The sequence below is a fragment of the Vibrio eleionomae genome (assembly GCF_009874545.1).
Lineage (GTDB): Bacteria > Pseudomonadota > Gammaproteobacteria > Enterobacterales > Vibrionaceae > Vibrio > Vibrio nitrifigilis.
Map to the genome: position 1 here is coordinate 1 of NZ_WEKT01000088.1, position 11222 is coordinate 11222.

General features: G+C 45.6%; 12 protein-coding genes. 1 reads left to right on the forward strand and 11 read right to left on the reverse strand.

Translation table 11 applies throughout. The annotated features are described in order from the left end of the window. Window positions 1–172 precede the first annotated feature (172 nt). The 11 genes from sctU to sctW all read right to left on the reverse strand — a co-directional run bounded on the left by sctU (window position 173) and on the right by sctW (window position 10699). Entirely contained in the window at window positions 173–1261 is a 1089-nt protein-coding gene (gene sctU / locus F9817_RS22900) for a type III secretion system export apparatus subunit SctU (protein ID WP_161158528.1), read from the reverse strand. 36 nt (window positions 1262–1297) lie between these two features. After that, on the reverse strand, window positions 1298–2095 hold the full coding sequence (sctT, locus tag F9817_RS22905; RefSeq protein WP_161158529.1) for a type III secretion system export apparatus subunit SctT: 798 nt from the start codon (window positions 2093–2095) through the stop codon (window positions 1298–1300). Between the two features lie 2 nt (window positions 2096–2097). Continuing rightward, entirely contained in the window at window positions 2098–2358 is a 261-nt protein-coding gene (gene sctS, locus F9817_RS22910; RefSeq protein WP_161158530.1) for a type III secretion system export apparatus subunit SctS, read from the reverse strand. Window positions 2359–2379: 21 nt separating this feature from the next. Further along, window positions 2380–3036, reverse strand: a complete 657-nt coding sequence (gene sctR / locus F9817_RS22915) for a type III secretion system export apparatus subunit SctR (protein ID WP_161158531.1) — start codon at window positions 3034–3036, stop codon at window positions 2380–2382. Continuing rightward, on the reverse strand, window positions 3027–4148 hold the full coding sequence (locus F9817_RS22920) for a FliM/FliN family flagellar motor switch protein (protein ID WP_161158532.1): 1122 nt from the start codon (window positions 4146–4148) through the stop codon (window positions 3027–3029). The genes sctR and F9817_RS22920 overlap by 10 nt, the downstream gene beginning before the upstream one ends. Before the next feature lie 9 nt (window positions 4149–4157). Then, window positions 4158–4634, reverse strand: a complete 477-nt coding sequence (locus F9817_RS22925; protein WP_161158533.1) for a hypothetical protein — start codon at window positions 4632–4634, stop codon at window positions 4158–4160. Window positions 4635–4636: 2 nt separating this feature from the next. Next, on the reverse strand, window positions 4637–5110 hold the full coding sequence (locus F9817_RS22930) for a hypothetical protein (protein ID WP_161158534.1): 474 nt from the start codon (window positions 5108–5110) through the stop codon (window positions 4637–4639). Further along, a complete protein-coding gene (locus tag F9817_RS22935; protein ID WP_161158535.1) occupies window positions 5088–6452 on the reverse strand; it encodes a FliI/YscN family ATPase in 1365 nt (454 codons plus the stop codon). The genes F9817_RS22930 and F9817_RS22935 overlap by 23 nt, the downstream gene beginning before the upstream one ends. After that, window positions 6446–7345 (reverse strand): FHA domain-containing protein, encoded by a 900-nt coding sequence (locus F9817_RS22940; RefSeq protein WP_161158536.1) that lies wholly within the window; start codon window positions 7343–7345, stop codon window positions 6446–6448. Before F9817_RS22940 ends, F9817_RS22935 begins: the two co-directional genes overlap by 7 nt. A 157-nt stretch (window positions 7346–7502) precedes the next feature. Next, window positions 7503–9590, reverse strand: a complete 2088-nt coding sequence (sctV, locus tag F9817_RS22945) for a type III secretion system export apparatus subunit SctV (protein WP_161158537.1) — start codon at window positions 9588–9590, stop codon at window positions 7503–7505. Beyond that, window positions 9587–10699 carry a type III secretion system gatekeeper subunit SctW gene (gene sctW / locus F9817_RS22950; protein ID WP_161158538.1) on the reverse strand — a complete coding sequence of 371 codons (1113 nt, stop codon included), beginning with the start codon at window positions 10697–10699 and terminating at the stop codon, window positions 9587–9589. The genes sctV and sctW overlap by 4 nt, the downstream gene beginning before the upstream one ends. A 376-nt stretch (window positions 10700–11075) precedes the next feature. Between sctW and F9817_RS24595 the strand changes: the two genes are divergently transcribed. Next, window positions 11076–11222, forward strand: a 147-nt coding sequence (locus F9817_RS24595) for a helix-turn-helix domain-containing protein (RefSeq protein ID WP_427916730.1), incomplete at its 3' end; no start/stop codon positions are given.

Below are 11222 nucleotides of genomic sequence, written 5' to 3' on the forward strand. Positions count from 1 at the left end.
GGGATATTCCTACATATGGGATATTCCTACATATTTAATTATTAAAATTAGAGAATGCTTGTTTAATATTAATTAGAATATTTATTCTAATTATTTTGCCGTACGTTATTTGGAATAAAAATCACTAAATTAGGTTAGTGATTTAATTATTAATAAATATTTTATTAAATTTTCATATATCTTCGATATGTTGATTGGCATCGTTAATATCATCGGTGTCGAATTTATGTAATACCTGGTATATTTTCCCTACATAACGTAATGTCTCTCTTGGAATGAAACTTCCTTCCTCTTCTTTATATAGCATACGGGCTAACCAAATAAATCGAATCACGGGAATGTCTTTCTTTTTGGCTTGTTCGATTAAATTGAGCGCATCTTCATCACGACCTTTAACTGTAATACGAGGAAGTGGTGTCACTTCTGCTCGATAATAGAGAGCGACGGCAAAGTGAGTCGGGTTGACAACGAGCATGTCTGCGTCATCCAGCGTGGGCGCTTTCTTTGCTTTTTTCGGCTCTTCATTTGCCAAGCGGCGGGCTTCAGAACGCCGGTGGCTTTTGGTGTGGGGATCGCCTTCTGAGCTTTTGAATTCGTTTTTTATGTCTTCTTTACTCATCTTTAATCCTTTGAGATAAAAGTACTTTTGGATACCAAAGTCCATTCCAGCTAAGACGAGTAATACCACCAAGCAGGCTCGTTCTATTTTATTGAATAAGTGTGCAATGACTTGCCAGCTTATTGCTAAGTTAACTTGTGGAAGTTTTAACAAAGTACTTAAAGCATGATAAAGAAGGTAATAAATGAGCACTCCAAGTGCGATGGCTTTTAAAAGACTGTTGAATAATTCGAATAACTTTTTACCCGAAAACATATTTTTAATTTGGTTTGCTGGGTTAAGGCGGTTAGGGTCTAATTTGAGCGCTTCTGGCGCGAATAAGAAGCCAAACTGCAACCATGCGCCCGCTAGACGCATCATGACAGCAATACCGAGAACCAAAATCATCAATGAACCTGCGATGGTAAAACAGTGCACAGCAACGGCTTTAACTGCATATCCAAAAGGTTGATTAAAAAGCGAAATGGGGGTGCTGACTAAGGCTTGCATTTTTTCCATACCGTTATCGACCATCGCTAATATCACTTCACATAATGCGGCGACAATTAATAACTTGGGTACATCTTGGCTTTGCCCAACCTGACCTTTTTTACGCGAGTCTCGCAGTTTTTTGGGGGTAGGTTTTTCGGTCTTCTCACTCATTAGAGATGGCCTCCTGCATGTTTTTAGAAATAGAAATTAAGGAATGGAACGAAAGAACAAGCTGAGGTTTTGATACATGCTGTCCCAGGACAGGTGACGTACTGTCATAAAATCAAACAGATTAGGCATGTACATGACGATGAACATCAAACCGACCAAGCACTTGATTGGCATGGATAAAATGAAAACTTGTAATTGTGGGCTATAGAGACTCAGTATCGCTAAACCAAATTCGATAAACAGGAGTAATCCGACGAGTGGTGACGCATACAAGACGAGATCACCAAAGGCAGTAGAAAGTAGATGTAAGTATGTGGCGTAACCATCGGCAGCTGGCATGGGAAACCAGACCGTTGGCGGCCAGAGCATGTAGCTGTCCCATATGACTTGCAGCAAGCCTAAAAATGAGCCGGTGGTGATCATCAAAATAATGAGCGATTGTTTAAAGAGAAAACCAAGCGGGGTAAAGTCGGTCCCCAAACTTGGGTTTAATTGCCCGCCCATCAATGCGCCGCGCTGGTTATCAAATAAAGCGCCTACGGATTCAAACATCCAGAAGGGAATAGAAAGTACCGCACCGAGTAAAATCCCCAGCATGACTTCTTTGCCATACAAACCGGCCAGAGTGAACCAACTATGATCATGAGGCAGAGCCGCTCGAATTCCCGGAGCAACCAACAGGGCTAAAATCACCACGATGGAATAACGAAGTACGCCTTTAAGCTCACGAAATGAAAAGACAGGGATAAAGATCAAGCAAGGAAAGAGCCGGGCCATAGCAAGGCTGATTGCCAGTATCCATTCAGTTAAATGCGGAATAATCTGAAAGGGCATAATTAATGGCCCGCAATCGCGATAAAACGAAATACTTGGCTGGCAAATGAGATGATTTCAACGCCTATCCAGCGTCCGGTGAGCGCTAATGTAATGGCGACAGAAACCAACTTAATTGCAAAGGGTAAGGTTTGATCTTGCACTTGAAACAGCGCCTGTAGTAACGACGTTAATACCCCCACGAGCAGAGCAACGAGTAACGGTGGGGCAGAAAGCATCACAACGAGGATCATTCCTTGTTTAAAAATAGTCAGCATATCCATGACTTATCCTTTACCTGTTCGTTAATGAATGTAGGAGTAGAACAGACCGTCTAATAGCCGACTCCAGCCATCAACGAGTACAAACAGTAGTATTTTCAGCGGCAAGGAAATGGTCATGGGCGATACCATTTGCATGCCAAGTGCGAGCAGCACATTGGAGACGATGAGATCAATAACGATAAAGGGAATATAGATAAGAAAACCTATCTGAAGCCCAGCTTGCAGTTCTGAAAGCATGAATGATGGGATCACCACTAAAAGGTCGTGTTTGGTCACTTCCTGAGCCATGCTTTTGGGCCAGAGACGTGCGGTATTGTCCATAATATGGGCGACGACATCAGGGTTTGCGTTCTTTTCCATAAACTGCTGCAGCGGGCCGATAATATGATTGACGCTCTCTTGCATCGCCTCTAGCGTACTAAAATCTGGCGGTGTTTCTTTTACCCGCCCCTGAATGTCATGAAAGACGGGAGCCATGACAAAGAGCGTTGCTGCAAGTGCAATACCATAAATAGCCATATTGGGCGGAACTTGCTGCACCCCCATTGCGTTACGGGTGATTAATAACACCATGGCAATCTTCAAAAATGCGCTACACACGATAAGTAAGATTGGCAGTAGTGATAACCCACCTAAAAACAGTGCAAACAGGAGTGGATCGACTTGGCCTAATCCCATGCTTGCGACTCCATTTCTGCTGATTCATCCAACGCTGCTTGGTCGGAGTGAAATTCATCGCTAGTGTTCACTGATGGTGTTTGGCTTGGAAGTAATACCTCAGTCACTTGCAAGCCAAGCTGACCTTCAACCGTCACTATTTCACCACGAGCGATGCGGGTTGAACCGTGGAATAGGCTAGCAAACCCAGCGGCTTCTCCTTGAGGAAGCAATACAGAACCTGGGCCCAATTGACGCAGTTCAGCCAGAGTAAGTGTGATTTGACCTGCCACGACTTTAAGTGACGTCGTTAGGTGTGCATCATGCGATGACGATGCTTGGTCGTAGTCAGATTCATAAGAAGAGTGAAATGGGTCAGAGTCGTACGCATTCATATCGGTTCGTAATGCCTCAAAAGCAGAAGATGTTGTTACCTGAGTGACCTGATATTGCGGTTGAGTTCCACTCGATAGATATTCAATATCAACTTGCAAACCTGCTAATGAAATCGCGCCTGATCCGGTTGGCGAAAAATAAGTCGTGCTGAGCATGACGATATCGCCTTGCTCAAGTGCGGAAACGTTAGCGCAACAACCCAGAGTAAGAGGGCTAGAACAATGCAATGAGGCGAGATCGAGCTCATTGATGGGCTGCCAAGTTCCAGAACTCAGCCAACTAGCAATGGTAGCGGGGATCGTGAAGATCTCGACCGATCCATGTTGGTTGTTGTGTTGCCATATCAGCTCAAACCATTGGCCTTCGATTATCTCTGATGGATTGTCTAATGTGGTGAAGGGAATGAGCAATGGCTGAAGTGCCGGGTAAATATGCTGGCAATAAAGCTCATATTGCCAAGCGTGTTCATTGTCTTCAGTGCTCAGTGGGGCTGGGTATGGCAGTGATGACAACTGGTTTAGCCAAGTTTCTAAGCCCGATGTGGGTAGTGCCAGTGTGCCGTGTTGCGTCGCAAAATACGTTAGGGGTTTGTGAGACGAGCTCTCTAGGTGACGCAGAGTAAAAACAAGCTCTCCCAGTGCGGTTTCATACCGGGAAGTTAATCCTCGTCCTATATATTGCGATGCTAAATAATGTGGGGTAGAAATCAGTTTTCGTTGGGCAAGAAATGGCGTCATAACAGATCCTTACGCAGAGGTAATAGTGAGTGAAACAGGCGCTTCTAACGTTTTGCGTAATTTGCGTTCAAGATAGCGTTGTTGATTTTTGGCTTGAGTGAAGGCTTCTTTTTGAGAGAACTTGAGGCGAATATGCCAAGTCATTTGTTCCATAAAAGCATCCATCTGTACTTCGCCCGCGTTGGGGAGCAAAATCTGGCAAGAAAAATCTGTCGCTAATGAGGATTGCCCTGTTTTTGGCAGTGCTTGGCAGAGTTGATCACAAAGTGGCTCATTCCAACGAGCAGAGCGAAAAGAGTCTTCCACTTCGCCAGCAAACGAAGGTGAATTCTCGGGAGATAGATAATGTTGAAATAATGCTAACTCGGGTAGTGAAGCGGCCAAGTGTTGGGTCGATTTATTCGATTCTTGTTTATTGCGCGGCTTATTGCTCACTTGCTGCTGAGGCTCTTCATGATGTTGGGGCGGCGGTGTATGGACTTTCATAATCACTCCTTTATCCAACGTTGCATTTCATCTAACTTAGTCACTTCTTTTTGCTGGAGAGTCATGGCTTGTTGGGCGTGTTCAACTCGCTGCTGTTGCTCTGTTAAATTAAGCTGTAACGTTTGTAATGCTTGCTGTGTTGTTTGAATCTCAATGATTAAGTCACGTTCAGCGGCCATCCATTCTTGAAGAGTGAGCTGCGTGATGGGCTTATTTTTGTGTTGGTTATCGAGCTTGTTACGCATGTCGATTTGTTGTTGTTCTTGATTCGCTAATAGCTGCTGTTTTTGTTGATATACCTGCTCTATTTGGCGCAGAGCCTGTTTTTTTTTGCGCCATTGACGCTGGCTTTTTAAGTAGCGGTGGTCTCGAATGGGTTTAAGTAACAACAGTGTGTCATTGAGCATCTGTTGTTGCTCATCCAGTGTGTTTTGAGGCTCAATGTCTTTGTCTTCAATGATCATCCGTCGGCGCATACAGCGTGATGTCCTGTAATTGTGTAAGGATGTCGCTAAACTCTAAGGGATCACTCATCCCTTGTTGTAAATAGCGCAAAATGGCCGGGTAATGCTCTACGGCATAATCTGTCAATGCGTGGTTACCCGCTTCGTATTCGCCTAACTGGATGAGCATGGCGATGTCTTTATAGGCCGCGAGTAAATTGCGCAGCGTACCGGATGCCTGCTGATGGTGTGGGTCGGTGACGTTGGTCATTATCCGGCTTAAGCTGCCTAATACATCAACGGCCGGGTAATGGTTCTTTTCTGCCAACTTGCGCGATAAAACGATATGTCCATCGAGTAGAGATCTCACTTCATCAGCAATGGGATCGCCAGCAATCACATCCCCCTCGATTAACACCGTATAAAGCGCTGTAATCGAACCGGCTCCTTCCATGTTACCTGCACGCTCCACTAGGCGTGGCAGCATGGTATAAACCGATGGTGGAAATCCGCCACGACCCGGTGGTTCACCCGCAGCAAGGCCGAGTTCTCGCTGTGCGCGGGCAAAGCGGGTTAAAGAGTCAATCAGTAACAGCACGCGTTTTCCCTGAGCTCGGAAACCTTCCGCAATCGCGGTGGCTGTTGAAGCTGCGCGTGCCCGTTCCATACTGGTTTTATCTGATGTACTGCACACTAAAACGCATCGAGCACGCAGTTCTTCATCGAGTTCATGATCGAGGAATTCACGCAGTTCGCGTCCACGTTCACCAATCAAGCCAAACACAATGACATCGCATGGCATGTTACGCGCTAGTTCAGCGAGCAGCGTGGTTTTACCACAACCTGCACCAGCGAATACCCCAACACGTTGGCCTTCACCGAGCGTCATTAAGCCATCGATAGCTTTTAAACCTGTCGGGAGTGGCTGGCTAATTCGTGGTTTTTGTGTCGGGGCCAGTGCATCGTTGATCACGGGAAAAGTGGGGCGGCTTGATTGCAAAGAAAATGCCGCATGTTCACCGGATAAACAGCGGCCGAAACCATCGAGTACTGACCCAAGTAACGCATCGCTGCATTCGATTTGATGTTGAACATAGTGAGGGGTAATCTCAGCTCCGGCCGCGATGCCTTCTAGATTCCCTAGTGCTGAAAGCAACACTTTTTGTTGGGTAAAGCCCATCACCTCTGCAAGCGTTTCTTTGCCATGACTGCGAATGGTACATAAATCGCCAATACGCGCTTTAGGTAATAAACCTTCTAGCAAAATACCATTAATGTCACTGACAACACCTTGCACCTTAACGCAATCAAGATGGTTCAGGTGCGCTAACTTGTCATGACACCACTGATCGAGCGATGGAGTCGACATTACCATGAGATTTCAAACTCACTCTTACCTTTGAATATCACTTTGCCACTGTCGATTGAAACTAAGCGCAACCCCTGAATTTCATCACCCACAAACAGGCGTTGACCTTTTGATGTGACGACACTCGCCAGTGGGCCAGACGTAATTTGTACGATACTAAACGGCAAAGAGTGTTTGATAGATGAGGTGCTGTTCTCAATCGTAATTGGTGTGCGATATTGCTGGTGAAAACGTGCCAACATGCGCTCTAACTTTTGACTTTGATCTTGAGTCAGTGCCCCTTTCATTTGCACACTTTTGCTTGAGTGATGCAGAGTGAGAGGTGTATTCAGTTCGCGCTCAGTCAGCATGGTTTTCAGGGTTTTCTCTACATCGAGCGCTTGAGGTAATGATTGACGCTTATCTGCAATTTTAGGTGCTTCAACTTGTCGTTTAATATTGCTCTGGTTGTCAGGATATAATGCGGCCCAAGTGCTGGTGGCTGCGATTGTCACTGCACTAATAAAACCAAATAGAAACGGCAATAGGGTTTTACGCTTTGCAGGGCGTGGCGTTATGAGACTCTCGTTCTCTCGGATGGGTGCTTCCGGTAGTGGAATATCCCACGATTCACCCGCTGCGACAACGGTTAACCAGACACCATTTAAACCGAATAGCGAACCCGCTTCTATTGGTGTTTGCTGCGAAAACACGTGGCCTTCGCGGTTGGTCACTTCGCCAGATTGAGCAACAATGCTCCATTGTTCATCTGCAAATACTAATTCGCAGTGAATCGGGAAAATTCCTGCGTCCAGTAACACTAAATCGGCCAAGTCATTTGAGCCAATCTGCCAGTGCTCACCGATAAGAGGTAAGGATGCACCGCGATTTACTCCTGATAAAACACGTAACTCATACATGGTAGGTACTCACTAACAAATAAAAGTAACAAGAAAGCCAAACCACTGAATTGGGACTAAAAATCATCAACAGGTTTTCAGTATTGGCTGGAATAACCATGAGCGTGCCTGCTCATGATTATCCATTGAGTGGTTCGATTGGGTGTTCGGTTCCCGATTAACCTTCTAAGGCGATTCGTCCTAAAACATTAATCTGCGCAGTGCTTTGCAGCTCCGTAAAAGAGAGCACTGGAATATGATTAAACTCATCTTGCAGTAAATTGCGCAGAATGCGGCGTAAGTCTTGCGCGACCAGTAATACAGGACGAGGTGATGCTAATACCGGAAAGGCTTGGCGTAATTGCTCGACCAGCAAATGGCTCGCTTGCTGAGGGAGGGCAAAGAACGATTCTGTTTGGGTTTGACGTAGAGAATCACGCAATAACTCTTCCGCTTCAGGGGTCAGTAACCATACGTGTAGCCCAGCATCGGTGGTGTATTGGTAGCAAATCTGAGCTTTAAGGCTAATGCGCACGTAGTCTGTCAAAGCGCCTACATCCCGTTCATATTGGCCATGTTCAATTAACGCTTCAGCAATGGGGCGAATGGCTCGTAGTGGCACGCATTCGGCAGCTAATCGTTGCAAAACGGCAGCAAAGCGCGAGGTGGGTAACACGCGCTGTAATTCTTGGGCAAGCTCTGATTGTTCTTGCTCCACCCAACTTAAAATCGCTTTGGCTTCTTGAAGGCCAATAAATTGTGGCCCAGTGGCAAAGAACAACCGTTCGAGCCGTTCAATAACAAGCGCTATCGGGGTTATTGGTGTCACATCTTCACGGCTGAAAATAGGGTGTTCGGTGGGCAACCAAAGCCAGTTTTCTTCTTGACGTTCTTGCTTACCAATCTCTCCGTGAGAAATGAGTTCATCATCGGCAATGGCAAGTGGCAGGGCGAATTTACTCTCTGAATATGTGGCGCGTAATGTCGGCACTTCGTAGACGCAAAATTGAAACTCATCAGGTGCGACAGCGTCACTGTAGTCGATATCGAATGAAGGCAACGTGATACCAAATTTATCCACAATACGGTTACGACAGCGCCTTGCTAAGCGAATCAACTCCATAGTGAAGGGATCATTTAGACCCGCTCGGCAAGGGTTAAATAGCAATATATAGGGACGAGCTGGATTGAACTTACGAACATCCTCTTCACCGTTAAATTCGGCTGGTGTGCCCGCTGCCACCTTGTGAGCGCTATTAATTTTTTCCAGCTGCGAGGTTTTATAGAGCTGGAACAAACCAGAGGTGAGTGATATGACAGCCATGACGAGAAAAATCATAGTGGGCATGCCAGGTAACAAAGCAAAACCAAACATTCCGCAAGAGGCAATGATCCAAGCCTTAGGTTGACTGGTTAGTTGTTCAGCCATTTCGCGACCAATGTTCGCATCAACTTCTTGGTTATCAGGAGCGACCCGAGTGATGATCATACCGGCAGTGAGTGAAATAAGCAGGGCAGGAATTTGCGCAATCAAACCATCACCAATGGTCAATACTGAGTACAGATGCATAGATTCACTGGCGCTCATATCATGCTGTAACGTACCTATTGCAAAGCCGCCAATAAGGTTGATTGACACGACGACGAGGCTGGCAATTGCGTCCCCTTTAACGAATTTCATCGCCCCATCCATAGCCCCAAATAGCTGACTCTCTTTGGCGAGTAATTCGCGGCGACGGCGCGCTTCTTCTGGTTCGAGTAGGCCTGCTCGCAAATCGCTGTCAATCGACATCTGTTTACCCGGCATGGCATCTAGCGTAAAACGTGCTGCAACTTCGGCAACACGTTCCGAACCTTTGGTGATAACCAAAAAGTTCACAACGGTAAGAATCAAGAAGATCACCAAGCCTACCGCTAAGTTACCGCCCACCACAAAGTCACCAAAAGCCTGCACAATACTTCCGGCATTTTGCTCTAACAAAATGAGGCGAGTGGTGGAAATCGACAGCGCCAAACGAAACATTGTTGTGATCAGTAGCACCGCAGGAAATGATGAGAAAGCCAGTGGACCAGGAAGGTACATTGCCAAGGCAATTAACAGTGAAGATAAACTGATATTCAGTGCAATTAATATATCCACTAATCCGGTTGGAAGAGGGATGATCATCATAAATACGATGGCAATAACAAACGTGGCACCAACGATTTCAGAGCGCTTCATCGCGCTAATCGCAAAGCGGTTTAGAAGTAGAAAAAGGCGAGTCATGAGCGTGGAGTACTCCTTGTTGCTTGTGATTCTTGTTGGCGTTCGTAATGGGCGTATTCAGTCATTAAACGCAAAATGACGTTCAAGGTGTTTTGACGGGCTTTGTTATCTTTCCATAGCGGAAGTGGCAGTTTTTGTACCAAAGGATATAGCGCATTCAGAAACACCACATGAGCGAGAGGATCGTCACCAACGGTTTCTGTATTGAGGTTTTTTACTTCTCTGGGGTACAAACTTGATTGTGTAAACTCAACTAATTTTCTCGTCAATTTGGCAGCACTCATTGATTGAATCATGCCTTTAGCCGCAAGTTTACGTAACATGACTTGCACGCTGTTGAGAATATGACTGAGCTGCTGGCTAGCGGTGAGATCTTTTAAGATAATTCGTAGTTGACCTTGGGGTAGAGAAGGGAATTGCGCCGCTAAATCATCGGTTAATGCGCGGATTAAGGTATGTAATCCTTGCGCGAAATGAGCTTCATCAAATTGGGTTAATAGGGCATCAAATAAGGTTGCTAGAGAGCCTTGGCCTACGATGTGTTGATAGTAAAGTTGGCGTAATGTTTGGCGGTGTTCTGGGTCTTGGCTAAACATGGCTAATGCACCCGCTGTATTTAACCCAGCCATCACTTCTGCACCGTGTTGCTCGTATAGCTGTTGCCCTAACGTTTCTAAGTGCTGAGCTTTATCGGTTTGTCCGGTGGTTCGAGCCTCAGCAAGGGCTTTTTGTAAAATGACTTCGGCTTTAGCGGGATCGCCCTTGGCTGTATCTAACAACAGCTCAACAGATAGTTGCTGCTGTCCTTGCGATAGGATGCGGCGAGCTTCTTGATTCAGTGTTTGAGTGTCGTGATTAGTCAGCAGTTCATAAAGTTCGGCAAGCTTTTCTATCCGCTGCTCCGAGCGAGGCTTAATCGTACGCTCTTCTAAGCTTTTACTATTTTTCTCAACACTTTCGCTAAATTTCATCGACACTTCTTCCATCGAATCTGCCATGGATTGAGCCGGATTAAACATAGCTTTTACAGCTTGTTCTGCTTGCTTAATCACAGGCTGATTAAGCGGATCAAGCTGTGGTGTTGAATGAGAAATAGACTGAATATTCATGGTGATATCACGCTGTTAGGTTAGTGACGATACAAGTCATATCTTCATAAGTGGCGGCAGCGCAAAGCTGGTTCCATCTAAATAAAGATCGCTGGATTTACCACGAGCGTTGAACGAGCTCCCTCCCTTTGAGGAGAACCAGATCGAGCACGCTGGAGTCGCACCTTACGGTGAACAAGCCCTTGCCTTTGAGCAGAGCTGGATGGAGATCACCGGATTTACAGCGAGCGTTAAACAAGCTCCCTCCCTTTGGGGAGGGTTGGGGAGGGTGTACAAACCGGGGACATACTTTACAAAATGATCTGGAGACTTCGTTTACATAAGTTAAAACTCATAGTTAGGAGGACTAACTATGGCTTGGAAAGAGACTTGTGTTATGGATTTAAAAATCAAATTTATATCCGACTGGCTATCTGGTAGATACACTAAGACATTGTTATCAAGTAAGTATTCTATTAGTCGTCCAACTGTTGATAAATGGATTGCGCGTTATTCTCAATATGGCCCTTCTGGACTTTATGAG

Coding starts and splice junctions, on each gene's coding strand:
- sctW (WP_161158538.1), bottom strand. CDS start 10,699: ATGAATATTCAGTCTATTTCTCATTCAACACCACAGCTTGATCCGCTT.
- sctR (WP_161158531.1), bottom strand. CDS start 3,036: ATGGGATTAGGCCAAGTCGATCCACTCCTGTTTGCACTGTTTTTAGGT.
- sctT (WP_161158529.1), bottom strand. CDS start 2,095: ATGCCCTTTCAGATTATTCCGCATTTAACTGAATGGATACTGGCAATC.
- F9817_RS22930 (WP_161158534.1), bottom strand. CDS start 5,110: ATGCGCCGACGGATGATCATTGAAGACAAAGACATTGAGCCTCAAAAC.
- F9817_RS22925 (WP_161158533.1), bottom strand. CDS start 4,634: ATGAAAGTCCATACACCGCCGCCCCAACATCATGAAGAGCCTCAGCAG.
- F9817_RS22940 (WP_161158536.1), bottom strand. CDS start 7,345: ATGTATGAGTTACGTGTTTTATCAGGAGTAAATCGCGGTGCATCCTTA.
- F9817_RS22920 (WP_161158532.1), bottom strand. CDS start 4,148: ATGACGCCATTTCTTGCCCAACGAAAACTGATTTCTACCCCACATTAT.
- sctU (WP_161158528.1), bottom strand. CDS start 1,261: ATGAGTGAGAAGACCGAAAAACCTACCCCCAAAAAACTGCGAGACTCG.
- sctV (WP_161158537.1), bottom strand. CDS start 9,590: ATGACTCGCCTTTTTCTACTTCTAAACCGCTTTGCGATTAGCGCGATG.
- sctS (WP_161158530.1), bottom strand. CDS start 2,358: ATGGATATGCTGACTATTTTTAAACAAGGAATGATCCTCGTTGTGATG.
- F9817_RS22935 (WP_161158535.1), bottom strand. CDS start 6,452: ATGGTAATGTCGACTCCATCGCTCGATCAGTGGTGTCATGACAAGTTA.